At 43.8% G+C, this 17,284-nt stretch carries 13 protein-coding genes and 2 pseudogenes; 9 read left to right on the top strand and 6 right to left on the bottom strand.

The features are described 5' to 3' along the window. The first annotated feature begins 34 nt into the window (after positions 1 to 34). Positions 35 to 853, top strand: coding sequence for an alpha/beta hydrolase (locus tag BCU68_RS14980; RefSeq protein WP_102565650.1), 819 nt, complete (start codon positions 35 to 37; stop codon positions 851 to 853). A 23-nt stretch (positions 854 to 876) separates the two neighbouring features. On the opposite strand, the gene plsY is transcribed toward BCU68_RS14980, so the two are convergent. Continuing rightward, a complete protein-coding gene (gene plsY, locus BCU68_RS14975; protein WP_102565547.1) occupies positions 877 to 1,473 on the bottom strand; it encodes a glycerol-3-phosphate 1-O-acyltransferase PlsY in 597 nt (198 codons plus the stop codon). Between the two features lie 123 nt (positions 1,474 to 1,596). On the opposite strand from plsY, the gene folB reads away from it, so the two are divergent. Genes folB through BCU68_RS14960 form a run of 3 tightly spaced genes read left to right on the top strand, consistent with a single transcriptional unit; the run spans position 1,597 to position 3,257 of the window. After that, positions 1,597 to 1,956, top strand: a complete 360-nt coding sequence (gene folB, locus BCU68_RS14970) for a dihydroneopterin aldolase (protein WP_102565546.1) — start codon at positions 1,597 to 1,599, stop codon at positions 1,954 to 1,956. Then, positions 1,953 to 2,438, top strand: a complete 486-nt coding sequence (gene folK, locus BCU68_RS14965) for a 2-amino-4-hydroxy-6-hydroxymethyldihydropteridine diphosphokinase (RefSeq protein WP_102565545.1) — start codon at positions 1,953 to 1,955, stop codon at positions 2,436 to 2,438. The genes folB and folK overlap by 4 nt, the downstream gene beginning before the upstream one ends. 15 nt (positions 2,439 to 2,453) lie before the next feature. Beyond that, complete coding sequence (locus tag BCU68_RS14960) at positions 2,454 to 3,257, top strand: undecaprenyl-diphosphate phosphatase (RefSeq protein WP_102565544.1); 804 nt, start codon at positions 2,454 to 2,456, stop codon at positions 3,255 to 3,257. A gap of 265 nt (positions 3,258 to 3,522) precedes the next feature. On the opposite strand, the pseudogene BCU68_RS14955 reads toward BCU68_RS14960, so the two are convergent. Then, a pseudogene (locus tag BCU68_RS14955) lies at positions 3,523 to 4,761 on the bottom strand (multifunctional CCA addition/repair protein); the annotation flags it as partial. A gap of 96 nt (positions 4,762 to 4,857) precedes the next feature. Between BCU68_RS14955 and BCU68_RS14950 the strand changes: the two are divergent. Together BCU68_RS14950 and BCU68_RS17225 are read left to right on the top strand one after the other, a co-directional pair. Next, positions 4,858 to 6,597 (top strand): annotated as a pseudogene (locus BCU68_RS14950) (AAA family ATPase); the annotation flags it as partial. 114 nt (positions 6,598 to 6,711) lie between these two features. Then, on the top strand, positions 6,712 to 7,209 hold the full coding sequence (locus BCU68_RS17225; protein ID WP_347230769.1) for a general secretion pathway protein GspB: 498 nt from the start codon (positions 6,712 to 6,714) through the stop codon (positions 7,207 to 7,209). A 103-nt stretch (positions 7,210 to 7,312) separates the two neighbouring features. On the opposite strand, the gene BCU68_RS14945 is transcribed toward BCU68_RS17225, so the two are convergent. The 3 genes from BCU68_RS14945 to BCU68_RS14935 all read right to left on the bottom strand — a co-directional run bounded on the left by BCU68_RS14945 (position 7,313) and on the right by BCU68_RS14935 (position 10,250). Then, entirely contained in the window at positions 7,313 to 7,936 is a 624-nt protein-coding gene (locus BCU68_RS14945) for a TIGR04211 family SH3 domain-containing protein (protein WP_102565541.1), read from the bottom strand. 239 nt (positions 7,937 to 8,175) lie between these two features. Next, the gene (locus BCU68_RS14940) at positions 8,176 to 9,438 is read right to left on the bottom strand and encodes an inorganic phosphate transporter (protein ID WP_102565540.1); all 1,263 of its coding nucleotides are present in this window, start codon (positions 9,436 to 9,438) and stop codon (positions 8,176 to 8,178) included. A gap of 131 nt (positions 9,439 to 9,569) precedes the next feature. After that, positions 9,570 to 10,250 carry a TIGR00153 family protein gene (locus tag BCU68_RS14935; protein ID WP_102565539.1) on the bottom strand — a complete coding sequence of 227 codons (681 nt, stop codon included), beginning with the start codon at positions 10,248 to 10,250 and terminating at the stop codon, positions 9,570 to 9,572. Between the two features lie 218 nt (positions 10,251 to 10,468). On the opposite strand from BCU68_RS14935, the gene BCU68_RS14930 reads away from it, so the two are divergent. Beyond that, complete coding sequence (locus tag BCU68_RS14930) at positions 10,469 to 11,989, top strand: inorganic triphosphatase (protein WP_102565538.1); 1,521 nt, start codon at positions 10,469 to 10,471, stop codon at positions 11,987 to 11,989. Between the two features lie 103 nt (positions 11,990 to 12,092). On the opposite strand, the gene BCU68_RS14925 is transcribed toward BCU68_RS14930, so the two are convergent. Continuing rightward, positions 12,093 to 12,905, bottom strand: coding sequence for a potassium channel family protein (locus BCU68_RS14925; RefSeq protein WP_102565537.1), 813 nt, complete (start codon positions 12,903 to 12,905; stop codon positions 12,093 to 12,095). An 85-nt stretch (positions 12,906 to 12,990) separates the two neighbouring features. Here BCU68_RS14925 and BCU68_RS14920 point away from each other — a divergent pair, with 85 nt between their 5' ends. Next, positions 12,991 to 14,247 carry a methyl-accepting chemotaxis protein gene (locus BCU68_RS14920; RefSeq protein ID WP_102565536.1) on the top strand — a complete coding sequence of 419 codons (1,257 nt, stop codon included), beginning with the start codon at positions 12,991 to 12,993 and terminating at the stop codon, positions 14,245 to 14,247. Positions 14,248 to 14,364: 117 nt separating this feature from the next. After that, positions 14,365 to 17,226, top strand: a complete 2,862-nt coding sequence (gene glnE, locus BCU68_RS14915) for a bifunctional [glutamate--ammonia ligase]-adenylyl-L-tyrosine phosphorylase/[glutamate--ammonia-ligase] adenylyltransferase (RefSeq protein WP_102565535.1) — start codon at positions 14,365 to 14,367, stop codon at positions 17,224 to 17,226. Positions 17,227 to 17,284 lie beyond the last annotated feature (58 nt).

Here is a 17,284-nt window from a genome sequence, read left to right as displayed (position 1 = left end):
TTATTCTTAATCATGGTTTTAGTCGAGTTTAATGATGGAAAAATTTGCGATAGATGGACAGCAACTGAGTTACCTTGATCAAGGGCAGGGACCGGTTATTATTTTCGGGCATTGCTATTGGTGGAATAGCCAAATGTGGGCTGCTCAAGTTGAAGCTTTAAGTCAATCTTACCGCTGTATCGTGCCTGATTTTTGGGGGCATGGCGAGTCGGAGTATGCGCCTTCACAAACGCGAACACTGAAAGATTATGCAGAGCAAATACTGGCTTTAATGGACCACCTTAATATTGAAAACTTCTCAATGGTTGGTCTGTCGATGGGCGGTATGTGGGGCACAGAGTTAGCTCTACTGGCACCAAGTCGCATTACTTCATTAGTGCTGCTTGATACGTTTGTTGGTCTTGAACCTGAAGTGATGCATAAAAAGTATTTTCACTTATTTAGTCAAATGACAGAGCAGCAAGCCGTTCCGCAAACGGGTATTGATGAGTGGGCGCCGAAGTTTTTCGCTCACGATGTAGAGCAAGCTTCACCACAATTGTTACAGCAGTTACGTGATAATCTAGCGGCTTTATCTGGCGAAGATGCGGTTGAAATGGCACGCATTGGACGCATGGTATTTGGTCGTCGTGAAGTGATTGATGAAATCGAAGAGATGGCACTACCCACTCTGATTATCTGTGGTCAAGACGATCGTTTAAGAACGCCATTAGAGTCTTATTTGATGCACGATTGTATTACTGCGAGCCAACTTAAAGTGGTAGAAAAGGCAGGGCACATGAGTAACTTAGAGCAACCTGAAGCGGTTAATGCATTACTTGCCGCGTTTTTAAATCAAGTACATTTTGCATAATTGAGACATTGGGTAAAAAGTCGCTACGTTGATTTTTTTTGCCCAATCTTTGGCTCGTTGCCCGTAAATAAACGACGAATATTCTGATGGTGTCGAAAGACAATTAAACAGCAGAGTAGGGCAACGGGCAAAGTGTATTGCGGCTTAACCAACCATGTATACCAAGGTGCAACCAATACCGTCACCAGCGCAGCAAGAGAAGAGTAACGAAATAAAAGGGCGACCATTAGCCAAGTGCCCATGATCATACCAGTTAAATCCCAGCCAATTGGAGCAAGCGCACCCAATGCGGTCGCGACGCCTTTACCACCTTGGAAGTGAAAAAATAGCGGATACATATGCCCTAAGCAGGCTGCAATCGCGAACATGCCAAGATAAAAGGGTTCGATAGAGAGGAAGTAACCCAACCAAACGGGGATGGTTCCTTTTAGCATATCAAAAAATAATACCGCGACAGCCGCACCTTTTCCGCCAATTCTCAATACATTGGTTGCCCCAGGATTATTCGAGCCTTCCTTACGTGGGTCCGGTAACTTTAATAGACGGCAGATAAGCACCGCACTAGAAACCGATCCTAATAAGTAAGCCGCAATAATCATAGAGAGAATCAAAGGGGTCATAGGTGTCCTTAACCTGCTGGAAAGTAATGCTCTACTACCAAGTAATTGATATCATATCGCGATTAAGAATAATAATACGTTTTTTTACCCAATTTGGGTATCCGACCTCTAAAAGGAAAGCAAATGGCATTAGATAAGGTATTCATCGAACAGCTTGAAGTGATCACCACGATTGGCGTTTATGACTGGGAACAAGAGATAAAGCAAAAGCTGATCCTTGATATTGAGATGGCACATGATAACCGTCCAGCGGGAAAAAGTGATGATGTGGTTGATGCATTGGATTACTCAAAAGTAAGCACGGCAGTTCTAGACCATATTGAAGGCGGACGCTTTTTGTTGGTTGAGCGTGTAGCCGAAGAGATTGCCGAGTTGATTATGACGCAGTTTTCAGTGCCGTGGATCAAGATTCGTTTAGCGAAACCAGGTGCCGTGCCACAAGCAAAAGCAGTGGGTGTTGTGATTGAGCGAGGCGAGGCATGATCACCGTTTATGTTGGTGTTGGTACCAATGTAGAGCAAGAAAAACATGCGCAGGCAGCATGGACAGAGTTATCGCAACTGGGGCAAAATCTACAAGCTTCTCCGGTTTATGAGTGCGCCCCTGTTGGCTTTACTGGTGACAGTTTTTATAACTTTATCATTAAGCTACAGACAGATTTGCCGCTTAAAGAGTTTGCGCATCAGTTACGTGAAATCGAGTTTCGTTGGGGTCGTTCGGCAACTGCAGAGAAGTATCAAGATCGTAGCCTTGATCTGGATATTGTTCTTTTTGGTGAAACGATCTCTGCGCAAGCGCCACAAGTACCGCGCGATGACATATTTAAATATTCGTTTGTCATAAAACCGTTGTATGATTTATCACCTGAACTAATCATTCCAGGTGATTTACGTACCGTAGAGCAAATTTGGCAAGCGATAGATACTCCTAATTCACTGCATGAAGTGGATATTAATTTCAAATAATAATTAGAGTAGACAATGAGTTATATAGAAGCGTTTATATTGGCACTGATTCAAGGCTTAACCGAATTTTTACCTATTTCGAGCTCGGCTCACTTAATTTTGCCATCAGCAATTTTAGGTTGGGAAGATCAAGGGCTTGCTTTTGATGTTGCCGTTCATGTGGGGACTTTAGCGGCGGTGATTATTTATTTCCGTCATGAAGTGATCACGTTATTTAAAGCCTTATTTGGCTCGATCTTTAATGGTGAGCGTAGCAAAGAATCCAAGTTAGCGTGGATGATCGTACTGGCGACGATTCCTGCCTGTATCTTTGGCTTGTTTATGAAAGACATCATTGAAATTTACCTGCGCAGTGCTTGGGTTATTGCAACGACGACGATTATTTTTGGTCTGTTACTATGGTGGGTTGATAAGAACTCAAGCCTTGATCAAACGGAATATCAAGCGAGCTGGAAAAAAGCGTTATTTATTGGTGTTGCTCAGGCATTAGCGATGATCCCTGGTACTTCTCGTTCAGGCGCAACGATCACTGCAGCGTTATATTTAGGCTTTACTCGTGAAGCGGCAGCGCGTTTCTCTTTCTTAATGTCGATTCCAATCATTACCTTAGCGGGTGGTTACCTAGGTTTGAAACTGGTAATGAGCGGTGAGCCAGTACACGTTGGTTTCTTGCTAACGGGTATTGTGACGTCATTTATTAGCGCATACTTTTGTATCCACTTCTTCTTGAAGCTGATTTCACGTATGGGCATGACACCGTTTGTTATCTATCGTCTTATTTTAGGCGGCGGTTTATTTGCTTTCTTACTGATGCAATAAGAGTTTTTAAGCCAGTTAGCAATATGGATATGATTCCGCAGACCGCTCAAGACGTCCCTGTACGCTTAGTAATGGGCATCCATGCCCATTAATGTCTGCTCCATCACACCCACATTGCCAGTTGGTCACTTGACCTGATAAGTCATCAATAAAAAGCCCCTCACTGCTTTTATTTATTGCTGTGAGGGGCTTTTTTATGTGGTGATGAATATGTGTTAAGTTAGCGGAATATCGTAGGTTAGCTCTGATAGAGGAAAGCTTGGTTTTATTTTTCTAACGGATGTTGAGCAAGTATCTCTTTTTTAAAATCACTCAGCGCATCAACTCTACGTTTATCCATCTCTTCTTTAATCGCCTTACCTTGAAAACCATCTGCAATAATATCTTTAACAGCAACACCTTGCGCAGCTTGATAGGCTTGCTCAAGATACATTTTTTGCGGATAAGGCTTATCTTCAAGCCCTTTACGACCCGCATGATCGGCTTGGCAGCAGAGCAAAATATCATGTAAGCGATCCGGTTTACGCCATACATCAAACTTGCCAAACAACTTAAGTAGCGTCGTTGGTTTAAGCTCCATCGCGCGATGAACATTACTGTGCTGCTCGCAGACAATGAGAGCCAACTCTTTAAACTCATTCGGCACGCGAACACGTTGGCTAAGTTTTTTAATCAGCGCTAGCCCAGTATGACAATGCATTTTATGACTTGGCCACTCATTCTCAGGTGTTACGCCTTTACCTAAATCATGCACTTGACTAGCAAAGCGCACTGGAAGAGAGCGAGTTAATTGTGCAGCCTGCTCAGCAACCATTAAGGTATGAATACCAGTATCAATTTCAGGGTGCCATTGTTCAGGTTGTGGAACACCAAAAAGAGCATCAATTTCAGGTAAGACAACCGATAGTGCGCCACAATCACGTAAAACCTGTAAGAATATCTGTGGGCTTTGGGTGCTTAATGACTTGTGCCACTCTTGCCAAACACGTTCAGGCGTTAAGTGTTCAAGTTCTCCAGAGGCACTGATCTCTCGCATCAGTTGTAAGGTTTCTGCTGCGACAGTAAAGCCTAGGTGATGCAATTTCGCGGCAAAACGAGCAACACGCAGTACGCGCAGTGGATCTTCAACAAAGGCTTCCGAGACATGACGCAGTTGACGCAGTTCAAGATCGCGTTGACCATGGTAAGGATCAATTAAATTGCCCTGTTTATCTTGAGCAATCGCATTAATCGTCAGGTCTCGACGCAAAAGATCCTCTTCTAAAGTCACGTTGGGATCAAAGTGACATTCAAAGCCAGTATAGCCATGCGAAGTTTTACGCTCCGTTCGAGCAAGTGCATGTTCTTGTTTGGTTTTAGGGTGAAGGAATACCGGGAAATCTTTACCCACCTGAGTAAAGCCTTGCTCAAGCATCTCGTTGACACTGGCACCTACCACCACCCAATCTTGATCATAAGTCTCAAGATTCAGTAATTGATCGCGAACTGCTCCACCGACTAGATAAATTTCCACCTTGTTTCCTTGAATTCTTTAATGCTGATTGGATCATTGTAGCAAGCAATGGTACTTTCCTTTAATCAAGATTATAGAGATAAGTGGATGTATAAGGATTTTTTCGGCTGTGCGGAGTTGCCATTTTCAATAGTGCCTAATTCTCGTTACCTATTTTTAAGCCAGCGTCACCGTGAGGCAATGCAGCATTTACGCTCTGGGCTTGGTGATGGCGGTGGATTTGCGATGCTAACTGGTGAAGTGGGGACAGGGAAAACCACGGTTGCTAAGGCGATGCTAACGGGTCTTGATAGCAAAACAAAAGCAGGGTTGATCTTAAACCCAACCTTTTCAAGTGCCGATCTACTTGAAGCGGTATGTGATGAATTTGCTTTATCTTACCCTGAAAAAGCCAGTTTAAAGCAGCTCAACCGTATCATCTATGATTACCTATTAGCCAATGATGCGCAGGGAATTCAAACCTTGCTAGTGATTGATGAGGCGCAGCATTTATCTGCTGATGTATTAGAGCAACTACGTTTGATCACCAACTTAGAAAGTGACAGTCATAAACTGCTTAAAGTTCTTTTGGTTGGTCAACCTGAGTTACAACATGCACTGAAAGGTGTCGAGTTACGTCAGTTAGCACAACGCATTACTGGACGTTATCACCTATTGCCACTCAATGTTGAAGAAACCCAGCAATACATTACCTTTCGTTTGCAGACCGCAGGGTGTAATTCACCTTTATTTTCCGCTTCTGCAACGCAAAAAATAGCGAAGGTGTCACAGGGTATTCCACGTTTAATTAACCTCATCTGTGCACGTGCTTTGCAATACAGTTATGATGGCAAAGAGAAGGTGATCACTAAAGCAACCATCGAGCGAGCATGCCATGATGTGATGGACTTTCAATCTTCTGTTTATCAAGGCGAGTCTTCACCATCGCGTTCACGACTTTCCTATGCGATAACTGGGTTGCTTGGCGCAGTGATCATGGCTGGTGGCTATGGCGCTTATCAATATACGATGAGTGAGCGTGAGCTAGCCGTGGTTGGGGAAGGTACGAGTCATTCAACCAATTCAACCAACCCAATCAATCCAACTGCGCTTGTTCAACCCGTTGTTGCGACTCAACCTCGTGTTGATAATAGCGCTGAGAGTGACGTTGTAAATCAGGCTGAAAGCAAGCCAAGTCCTGAAGTAAGCTTACCATTAGCGTTAACTCGTTTACTCTCTCACAGCAGCGATCCTGTTGCGGCTATGCAGAGTTTGTATCAATACTGGGGTTATCAAGCCAGTGTTAGTGAGAGCTTATGTAATCGTGATAATCGCAGTCAATTTGCTTGTCGTACGCAAGAGATGAGTTTTGAACGATTAATTGCGAATGATACCCCCGTTGTTGTGACGCTTTCTTATCAAGATAAAGCCTCGTATGCGGTTTTAATCGGTTATGGGGAAAGAAAGGTCTCTTCACTTGCTAGCGATGAGCCAGATGAAAAAGGGCAAGAAACGCTCGCACTGATTATTGATGATCAATATGTTGAAGTCCCTAAAGCGCTATTTGACCGCTTGTGGCAAGGTGAGATTAGCACGGTGATGGGCAATCAGCTTAGGAGCACTTTAAAGCGCAATGACCAAGGCTTGTCGGTGCAGGTATTAGATGATCTTGTTTCTCAAGCGCTCGGGGAGTTATCGCACGCTGGGGTTGTTTTTGACCATGAAGTTGAACGTAAGGTGAAAGCTTTTCAGTTATGGCAGGGGTTAACGGTCGATGGTATTGCTGGGCGTCAAACTCGTCAGCGCCTAGAGCGTATTGCTCTGGTTGATAAACCGTCGTTGACGACCTTTATCTCAGAAAAAGAGGCTTATTTTATCGAACCTTTAGCCTATGAGCGTGATTTAAGCCCGTTACCGCTTTATGAGTCCTCGCCACTGGAAACCATTAACGCTAGCCAGCCTATGAGTGATTTATACGTCTCTCAATCTCCTGTGATAGAGAGTGCGACACAGGGAGGAGATGTTGCGTTTGATGACCTGGATCTTAGTGCGCTATCACCAGAGTTAGCTAATCGTATTGAAAGTGCTTTTCAGCTGCAAGATACTCCCACCAGCCCAAACTCTCAGTCCGTTGCTCACTCTGAAGATGAACCGCTAGTCGCAGCATCACCAGATCGCGTTGAGCCGCAATCAAGGGCGCAGCTTTATAAGCCGGAAGTGTTAGATCTGACCAATCATCTATCGCGCTTTAGTGGTCAACTGCCAAAAATGAATCTGCAAACCCATATGTATTCCAGTGATGCGAATCGACGTTGGGTTAAAATTAATGGTAAAGAGTATCAGGAAGGCGATTGGATTGAGGCTGAGTTACAGCTGTTAACGATCAGTGCGCAATCTGTCACGGTTGAGTTTAATCAGCAGCAGATAAAGTTACCCGCGCTGTATGATTGGCTTGGGTAAATCATACTCATATCAATATACTCACATCAATGGCAATAACTATCTGAAATAAAAAAGGCTTGATGGATTCATCAAGCCTTTATGCATTCTATTAACTAACCCATTAACGAATTGGGTTGTAACCACCACCGGATGATTTCTTACGACGTGGTATTAGGTATGGCAGTAATAAGCCAAACAGTAGACCAATACCAGCAACGCCGCCGCCATAAGTGAAGTACTTCAATAGTAAGTCATCTTTTTGAGTGTCTAGCTTAGCGCGTAGATCACGGTTATCGGCTTGTAGTGTCGCTAACTGCTGGCTGATTTCAGTGTGCGTTTGCTCCAGCTCAGCAATTTGTTGAGTGCGAGCATCTAAAGTCTCAACTAAGCCAGACTTTTCTGTGTCAGCAGCATTACGAGCATTAGCTAGCTTCTCTTTCGTTGCTTCTAGCTCTTGTTTAATTTTTGGTAAACGTAGTGCCATGCTTTCTTGGCTGCTAACAAATTTTGTTTCAACCCAGCCTTTACGACCTCTGCTGTCAGTCACTTCGCTATAGCCAGACTGTTTATTCGTTTGCAGTAACGAAACTTTGTCACCAGCATTAATGCTGCCAATGATACGGAAAGTGTTATTTGGACCAGCGTGCATGTATGTAAACAGTTTATCGGCAATGTAATGGTCTTTTGCCAATGCTGCAGGGGCAGCAAGAACAGTAAACAAAACCAAACAGATCAGTTTTTTCACAGTAAATCCTTTCATGATTTAAATGGGGAAGTAGGAGTGGAGGCAGGCGTCAAGAGCGGTGTAAGCGGTTGAGACTTTGCCAAGTTATCCAACTTCTAAATAAGCTATGACAAATAGTATTTATTTTCTTATTTTGGTGCAACAAAGAAGGGAGGCAAAGCCTCCCTTTCTTAATATTTAACTGAATAATGACAAAGAGTTCACGAATTCGCGTCAAATATTGTCATTATTAGATTGTGCTACAGAGTAAACGCAGCTTGTAATGCGTAGAAGAAGATCACTGCCAGTAGAGCACCGGCTGGTAATGTTACAATCCACGAAGCAACAATGTTACGTACAACACCTAGGTTAAGTGCAGCAATACCACGAGCAAAACCCACACCTAATACAGCACCAACAAGTGTTTGTGTCGTTGAGATTGGCAAGCCAGTACCTGAGGCTAAAACCACCGTACATGCTGTTGCTAGTTGAGCGGCAAAGCCACGGCTTGGCGTTAGTTCGGTAATACCAGTACCAACGGTCGCCATTACTTTATGACCTAAAGTAGCAAGACCCACAACGATACCAAAACCACCTAGAGGAAGAATCCACCAAGCAATGGTTGTTTTGCCAGCAATTTCGCCCATGTTTTCAACAGTAGAAACAACAGCAGATAGTGGACCGATAGCGTTCGCTACATCGTTTGAGCCATGGGCAAATGCCATCGCACACGCGGTAATCACCATTAAGACACTGAAGATGCTTTCAACACCAGCAAAGCCGTGGTCTTCTTCATGGTTAGCGAATTTCTTCTGGATGTATAGGTAGCCACCAACCATGATAACGGTTGAGAAAGCCGCTGCACTAATCCAAGCTTCAGTATTAGTAAGGTGTAGACCAACGTGCTTAAGACCTTTAGTAATCGTTACCAATGCAATAACCATAGTGGTAATAAACATGTAGATAGGTACGAAACGTTTAGCGTTAAACAGTGGATTATCGGTATCAAAAATCAGCTTCTGTGCACTGATAAAGATGAAATAAGCAAATAAGCCGGAGATGAAGGGGGTAACCACCCAACTACCAACAATGCCTTGCACTGAGCTCCAGTCAACCGCTTCAGTACCGACTGATACACAAGCGAAACCTATAATAGCACCAATGATTGAGTGCGTCGTAGAGACCGGCCAGCCCATGTACGATGCTAATAATAGCCAAGTACCCGCTGCAAGTAGTGCTGACATCATGCCGTAAACTAATACGTCAGGTTTGTCGGCGAAAAGAGAGGTTTCAATTACACCTTGGCGAATTGTATCGGTTACTTCACCACCTGCTAGGTATGCCCCAGCAAATTCGAAGATCATCGCGATAATGATCGCTTGTTTTACCGTTAGTGCTTTTGAACCAACAGAGGTTCCCATTGCATTGGCAACATCATTTGCACCAATACCAATAGCCATTAGGAAGCCGAAAGCGGCTGCCACAAGAATCAGGACAGTGCCGTAGTTAGCAAGGATATCCATCGTAATACCTAGTTTTGTTTGATAACAAGCGGAGCCTATTTTGACATGACAAAACCCATCAGCTTGGTTTATCACCAATGCCTATGAGTGAGATATCAATAGTGCTCTTCGTTATATGGTTAACTTATGATTTAAGATCTAGAAAGCATCACTTCAAGTCTAGCGCCTACACGCTGAGCTTGATCTGCAATACCGCCTACCCATTCAAGAATCTTATACAGGAACATGATATCTACAGGGTTGAGGTCAGGTTCAAGCGCCATCAATTGCTGACGAAGCTCAATCTGCATCATATCTGTATCATCTTCAATCACATCCAGTTGATTGATCATTTCAGCCACAAGAGTTACCTCACGACCTTTAAATCCTGTTTCCAATAACTCATCGAGCTCACTAATAACACGTTGAGCCTGACTTGCTGCATCTAAACAACGTTTAACGTATGCGATAAAGTTGCTTTGCATTGGTGCCGGAATGATAAGCTGGCGGCCATAGACACGACCAGAAATATCTTTCGCTAAATTGGCAAGTTTATCCTGCTGAGTTAAAAGCTCCAACATATCGGTGCGATCAACAGGCATGAATAAACCACGAGGAAGTTTGAGACGTATTTCGCGCTTCAAAACATCAGCTTCTTTCTCTAAATGAGAAATCTGTGCACGAATTTCAGCCGCTTTCTCCCAGTCGCCAGTGGCACTAACTTCAAAAAAGTTAACTAGGTGAGAACAGCATTCATTAACGCACACAACGTGACGTTGCAAAGGCTTAATTGGGGACTTAGCAAATAGCCCCATAATTGTATTTACTGGCATGGTTGTCCAACCTAATAAATAAATAACCTAAAAAAACACTAAAAAGACACTCACCAATGTCATGGTGAAATGTTAAGCGATGGCTACAAAGTCGCGCATGTTAACCCAATCATTCGCTCATTTAAACTGTTTTAGATCATCAATAGTGTGATATTTCATACTTGCCCAGTTGTTAAATAGGCAATATCCTATTCTCATCATCCTAGAAAGGTATAACTATGGAAACCGAGATAGAACTGAAGTTTTTTGTTTCACCTGATTTTTCAGCTTATCTTCATCAAGAAATAGCGGAAAATAAAGTACTTCAGCACAGTTGTCGAGAGTTAGGGAACACTTACTTCGATACTCCAGATAACTGGTTACGCCAGCACGATATCGGGCTGCGTATTCGACGTTTTGATGATGTATTTGTTCAAACGGTAAAAACCGCTGGTCGTGTTGTTGCTGGTTTGCATCAAAGGCCAGAATACAATGCTGAACATAATAGCAACAATCCTAACTTATTGCTGCACCCTGATGAGGTTTGGCCACAAGGAAAAGACGTTTCTGTGCTGCAGGAGGAATTATTCCCTCTTTTTTCCACTAATTTTGTCAGAGAGCAATGGCTAATTGGAATGCCTGATGGTAGCCAAATTGAAGTCGCTTTTGACCAAGGTTTGGTGGTTGCTGGTGATAAAACGGATCCTATTTGTGAAGTTGAACTGGAGCTAAAATCAGGGCAGACCGATGCACTATTTACGCTTGCACGCCAGTTTAATCAGCATGGTGGTATGCGTTTAGGTAACTTGAGCAAAGCAGCAAAAGGTTATCGCCTAGCGCAAGGTTACACGGGTGACAAAGAGAAAGAGTTACCGGTTGTGAAAACCAAAGCAAAAGATACCGTAGAGCAGTGCTTTGTTCAGTCGCTTGAGCACGCTTTAGCGCATTGGCATTATCATGAGCAAATTTATACTGAGCGAGACTCAATTAAAGCGTTGCATGAAATCAGCCACGCTTTGAGCTTTATCCGTCAAACGCTGACTATCTATGGCAGCATTGTTCCACGCCGTGCCAGTGCTATTTTACGCCAAGAGCTGAAATGGCTTGAGCAAGAGATAGAATGGTTAAAGCGCTACGATAACTTAGCTGATCTATTAGAAGATAAAGGTCATGTGCTACGTAAACTTGATGCGCGTAAGTTTTTAGTCGCAGAACTAAAGCAGATGCAGCACGCTTTACCAGAGCGTAATACGATTCTAAGTCTATTTAACTCCGCGCGTTATACCGGATTATTGTTGGATTTGAGTCGTTGGATCTTAACTCGCGGTTGGCAGCCATTTTTAGATGACAAGTCCCGTGAAAGTATGGCGCAGAACATTAAGCCTTTTTCAGTGATACAACTTGATCGTACCTGGACAGAACTGGTCGATGCATTTCCCGTCGAGAAGCTATTAAGCGCTCAAGAGTATATTGATCAACAGTATCGTTTAATGCGCAGTCTGTACACCGGTGTGGGCTTTGCTGGCTTATATGATGAAAGTGAGCGTATTACTTTTCGTTTGCCGTGGGCGGATTTGATCCAAGGTATTGATGATTTATTAACCTTGCGCGTGTTAGCCCCTTTGGTCGATAAGCTTTCCGGTGAAGACCAAGAGCAATTAGAGCGTTGGTTGAGTCGTCAAGAAAGCTCGATTTTACATGCGATGGAACAGACGCGACAAATCAGTGTTGACTGCGATCCTTATTGGAAAGGTGAGTAGTTGCGCTGAGTTTGCATCATAGAATAAAAATAGAGAGCCGATGCTCTCTATTTTTTTAAGCCTCTAAGTCCCTAAAACCCTAAGTCCCTAAAACCCTAAGTTACTAATTGCTATCAGGGTTGCCTTTCGTTACTGGCTGTTCATTGGTGATGCTTGCCGTTTGATTGCGAGGTTGCTCTAAACGATCCAAACGTTCAATGATACTTTGCTGCTGACTTAATATCTGCTCAAGAAGATCAGTATTATGCTCAACCTCTATCTCTGCTGTTGACTTATGCGGCACGGTAATTAACGAAGTAATAAGACCTGAAATCATACCAAACATCCCCACGCCACAGATGATGATCCCCGAAGCCACTAATTTACCAAGCGTACTCACTGGGTAGTGATCACCATAGCCCACCGTTGAGATAGTGACAAATGACCACCAAAGTGCGTCCATTCCCGTTTGTATATTGGCTTCAGGGTTACTCTCTTCAACGTGCAATATCATCGCTGATCCTATCGTCAGTAAAAAAACCAATAACAGTAAGATTGAAGCAACGGTGGTTTCACGGCGGTTATAACGTAATTGTTTGATTAACAAGCTACTGGAACGCAGTACGCGAATAACACGTAAAATTTGAAACAAGCGTGCATAACGCAGCGGTTCCACCAGTGGCAGACTGGCAATAAGGTCTATCCAGTGGCGAGCTAAAAACGCTTTACGATCTGTAGCACGGAAAAAATCGATGGTTAGCTGTAATAAGAAGATGCAGCAAATAATAAAATCGATAACCAACAAGACATTACGTGTTTCAGGCTGCAAATCAAAAAACAATAGCCCTGAGATCACAAATAGAGCAAGAAAAGAGAGTATAAGTGATAACAAACTCATTGGTTTGGTATCATCTTTGGTATCATCACGTAGGTTCATATGGGACTCGAAATAAGTAAGAGATTTTTGAGTTAACACAATTGAAATCTGTTGTATTACTATAAAACAAAATGGAGTTGTGACAATGGCTAAACCGGTATTTCAACCATGGGAAAGGTTAATTTCTGACGTACGTCTTATTCCTAAAATGGTCATGTTAATGGTGTTCAGTACGATTTTACTGGTAACAAAGCAGTTGTGGGATGCCAGTACATTTTACGAAGCGCTATTGGTTGCAACTCAAGATGCGGCGGTTGCCGAAGAACATTATCAAGCATACCTAAAGCAAATATTGATACAAACTTCGATGATGGTTGCCATTTTTGTCGTGGTGCTGCTTGTTGCGGCTAAAGTCATGCTGCGTCAAACCGAATACATTCGAGATTCCATTAAGCATCTAGCCGATAAAAACCTGTCTGTGCCAGTGGCTATGGATTGTAAAGATGAGTATGGCGATGTGGCGCGTGAAATTGAAACCACGCGTAGCTATTTAAGTGATGTGATTACTCAGCAGCGTCAGTCATCGGAAGAGCTTCTGGCGTTAACCGAAGTCATGACCATCAGCATGTCAGAAGCCAAAGCCTCAACTCAAGAAGAGTTCAGTGAAATTGATCAGCTTGCGACAGCGATGAGTGAAATGAGCTCAACGGTACAAACGGTTTCAGAGCATGCTCGTAGTGCGTCGGACTTAACTGCGCAAGCATCCACTCAAGCGTTAACGGGTCAGCAGTTTGTTGAAGGTACGATTGCCAAAATGAATGAGCTATCCGGTGATATCGCAGCTTCAGCTAATGCGGTCAATCAAGTCGAAGAGCGTGTTGAATCGATTGGTAGCGTGGTTGGAACCATTCAAGGTATTTCCGAGCAAACCAACTTACTTGCCCTTAATGCGGCGATTGAAGCGGCTCGTGCTGGTGAAGCTGGGCGTGGTTTTGCTGTGGTTGCCGATGAGGTTCGTAATCTTGCTCAGCGCACTCAACAGGCAACGGTAGAAATTCAAGACATGATCAGTCAGCTGCAAAACAGTGCGAACTCAGCCGTGGACTTGATGGAAAAAAGTGTGGTTGAAGCCGCCGATGGTGTCGAACTGGTAACCAAGGCTGGCGTAGAGCTCAATGGTATTGTTGAGCAAGTGAATCACATCAATGATATGAACTTTCAAATTGCCACAGCGGCAGGGCAGCAAAGCAGCGTAGCGGAAGAGATGAGTCAAAACCTGACCAATGTCCGTGAGCTAGTGGAAGCGTCGGTTGTGGTGGTTAGTGAGCTATTAGAAACCTCTGAAACCATGCAAACTAACGCAGAAGGTCTTGATCAAGAGATCCGCGCTTTCGTTGTTTAAGCTTTTCTGAATAAAGAAATTTAATAAACGCCTACTATTGCTGATAGTAGGCGTTTTTTCTTCGTACAACTTTGCTAATCTATAGCTCGAACTTTTATCTATTGCCAAGGAAGATGCATGTTACTGCCTAATCAACTTATCGCCCAATCTGATGCTGCAGTGGAGAACTTAACAGCCCTTCACTTTGATGGCGTGCTGAATTGGTCCTCTGAATTTATTGAGCAAGCAAAGTTTGTGTTTGGTTTAAGCCCTTTTATTTGTGAAGCCCTGCAACGAGACAAAGCGCTTTGTTTACAGTTACCAGAGATGTTAGAGCATTCAGAACGCAGCGAAAGCTACCGTCAACGTTTAGCACTGCTGCTTAGTGAGTGTCAGGACGAGCAAAGTGGTCATCGAGTTCTACGTCAATTTCGTAACCGTGAGATGGTGTACATTGCTTGGCGTGACTTCACAAATAACTGGTCACTTGACGAGAGCCTAGCGCATTTATCCATGTTGGCAGAGGCGATGATCTTTGAAGCGTATCAATGGCAGTACGATCTATGCAGCAAAGAGTGGGGCGTCCCTTGCAATAGTGCCGGTGAAGCGCAACCTATGCTGATTATTGGTATGGGGAAATTGGGGGGCGGTGAGCTGAACTTTTCCTCTGATATCGACCTGATTTTTACTTATCCTGAAAACGGTGAAACGCAAGGCGCACGTCGTAGTATCGCGAACGCACAATTTTTCACTCGCTTAGGTCAACGTATTATCAAAGCGCTCGATCAGCCAACCTTCGATGGCTTTTGTTATCGTGTGGATATGCGTTTACGTCCGTTTGGCGAGAGTGGTCCATTGGTCATGAGTTTTGCGGCAATGGAAGATTACTATCAAGAACAAGGGCGAGATTGGGAACGCTACGCCATGGTTAAAGCACGGGTGATGGGGCGAGAAATGTACCCTCAATACCAAGAGTTACGCCAGATGCTGCGTCCTTTTGTTTTCCGTCGTTATATTGATTTCAGTGCCATTCAATCTTTGCGCCGCATGAAATCGATGATCTCCAGTGAAGTGCGTCGCCGTGGTTTGAGTAACAATATTAAGTTAGGCGCTGGTGGCATTCGTGAAGTTGAATTTATCGCTCAAGTTTTTCAGCTTATTCGTGGTGGACGAGAGCCAAGTCTGCGTGGGCGCGGGCTATTAGAAACGTTAGATGCGATTGATGACATGCAATTGCTGTCTACTCCTGAGGTGGATAACTTACGAACGGCTTATCGTTATCTACGTCGCTTGGAAAATCTACTGCAAGCCATTGGGGATAAACAGACACAAACCTTGCCAGATAAAGAGAGTGAGCAACTTGCCTTAGTGACGGCGATGGGCTGTGAGGATTGGCAAGATTTACTTGATACTGTGTCATTTAATATGAATAAGGTACACGCGATATTTGAGCAGTTAATCGGTGCTGATGAAGAAGAGGCGAGCCCTGTTGCTAAGCACTTCCATGAACTTTGGGATATGACGCATAAGCCCGAAGTAATTGAGCACATCTTAGAACATGATATTGCGATTAACGATCCAGCTACTCATGCCAAACAAGTGATTCAGTTTCAGGAAGACTTAGCGAAAAAAACCTTAGGACCAAGAGGGCGAGAAGTTTTAAATCATCTGATGCCAAAGTTGTTTCAGGCGGTTTTTGCTAATGAAGAAGCGCAGTTTGGCTTATCAAGAGTACTGCATGTCTTAAAGCGCATCGTCACTCGCACTACTTATTTAGAGTTGTTGGATGAGCACCCGGCAGCCTTAACGCAAGTCGTCAAGTTATGTACTGCCAGCCCGATGATTTCAGAGCAGTTAGGGCGTTATCCTATTTTGCTTGATGAGCTTATCGACCCTGCGCAGCTTTATAATCCGATCCCATTGGATGCGTATAAAACTGAATTACGCGATTTCTTAGCTCGTATCCCAGAAGATGATATGGAGCAGCAGTTAGAGGCTTTGCGTCAGTTTAAGCAGATCTGCATTTTACGTATTGCCGCCGCAGATATTGCTGGTGTATTACCAGTGATGAAGGTCAGCGACCATTTAACTTATTTAGCGGAAGCGATTGTTGAAGCTGGCGTTAATCAAGCTTGGCTGCAAGTGTCGGCAAAATATGGTGAACCGACCCATCTAAAAGATCGTGAAGGTAAAGGCTTTGCGGTTGTTGGTTACGGAAAAGTGGGCGGCTGGGAGCTTGGCTACAATTCCGATTTAGATGTGGTATTCATGCATGATTGCCCGGTTGATGTGTATACCGATGGTAAAAAAGAGATCGACGGACGCCAGTTTTATCTTCGTCTTGCTCAGCGCATTATTCATATTTTCTCTATTCGTACTCCGTCAGGCATCTTATATGAAGTCGATATGCGCTTGCGTCCATCTGGCGTGTCGGGGCTATTGGTTTCTCCGGCGGATGCGTTTAATGAATATCAACATAACGATGCCTGGACATGGGAACATCAAGCGTTAGTTCGAGCACGTGTGATTTATGGAGATAGCGCACTGCAAGAGGCTTTTGCTAAGACTCGCCACCAAGTACTCAGCTTACCGCGAGAAGAGGATAAGCTGAAAAAAGAAGTGGTGGAGATGCGCCGTAAAATGCGTGATCACTTAGGGGGTAAAAAGGCGCAGCGCTTTATGCTCAAAGAAGATCCTGGCGGGATCACGGATGTTGAGTTTTTAGCTCAGTATTTGGTGTTGCGCTACAGCCATGAAAAGCCAAAGCTAACCTGCTGGAGCGATAATGTACGCATTTTTGAATCGATGCTAAAACAGGGCATTATGGATGAGACGCAAGCGATGGTATTAACGCAGGCGTATACGACGGTGCGTAATGAAGTACATCGTCGTAATTTATTAAACCTAGATGCTGATGTGGTGGAAGATAAGTTTGCCGCTGAACGTGAACAGGTTATTAACGCTTGGCAGCAATGGCTTGAGTCTGATCTGGGTAAATAAAAAGGAATAATATCGATATCGCTCAAGGTTTATTGAATAAACGTTTAACAAGCGGTAT

This window comes from Vibrio sp. 10N.286.49.B3 (assembly GCF_002873395.1).
In the GTDB taxonomy this organism is placed as follows: domain Bacteria; phylum Pseudomonadota; class Gammaproteobacteria; order Enterobacterales; family Vibrionaceae; genus Vibrio.
Note: the sequence above shows the minus strand (reverse complement) of the source record. Positions and strands in the feature narration are given on the sequence as shown.

What these genes read in the sequence shown, in the direction of transcription:
- BCU68_RS14980 (WP_102565650.1), top strand. Translation starts at nt 35, where the DNA reads ATGGAAAAATTTGCGATAGATGGACAGCAACTGAGTTACCTTGATCAA.
- plsY (WP_102565547.1), bottom strand. Translation starts at nt 1,473, where the DNA reads ATGACCCCTTTGATTCTCTCTATGATTATTGCGGCTTACTTATTAGGA.
- folB (WP_102565546.1), top strand. Translation starts at nt 1,597, where the DNA reads ATGGCATTAGATAAGGTATTCATCGAACAGCTTGAAGTGATCACCACG.
- folK (WP_102565545.1), top strand. Translation starts at nt 1,953, where the DNA reads ATGATCACCGTTTATGTTGGTGTTGGTACCAATGTAGAGCAAGAAAAA.
- BCU68_RS14960 (WP_102565544.1), top strand. Translation starts at nt 2,454, where the DNA reads ATGAGTTATATAGAAGCGTTTATATTGGCACTGATTCAAGGCTTAACC.
- BCU68_RS17225 (WP_347230769.1), top strand. Translation starts at nt 6,712, where the DNA reads ATGAGTGATTTATACGTCTCTCAATCTCCTGTGATAGAGAGTGCGACA.
- BCU68_RS14940 (WP_102565540.1), bottom strand. Translation starts at nt 9,438, where the DNA reads ATGGATATCCTTGCTAACTACGGCACTGTCCTGATTCTTGTGGCAGCC.
- BCU68_RS14935 (WP_102565539.1), bottom strand. Translation starts at nt 10,250, where the DNA reads ATGCCAGTAAATACAATTATGGGGCTATTTGCTAAGTCCCCAATTAAG.
- BCU68_RS14930 (WP_102565538.1), top strand. Translation starts at nt 10,469, where the DNA reads ATGGAAACCGAGATAGAACTGAAGTTTTTTGTTTCACCTGATTTTTCA.
- BCU68_RS14925 (WP_102565537.1), bottom strand. Translation starts at nt 12,905, where the DNA reads ATGAACCTACGTGATGATACCAAAGATGATACCAAACCAATGAGTTTG.
- BCU68_RS14920 (WP_102565536.1), top strand. Translation starts at nt 12,991, where the DNA reads ATGGCTAAACCGGTATTTCAACCATGGGAAAGGTTAATTTCTGACGTA.
- glnE (WP_102565535.1), top strand. Translation starts at nt 14,365, where the DNA reads ATGTTACTGCCTAATCAACTTATCGCCCAATCTGATGCTGCAGTGGAG.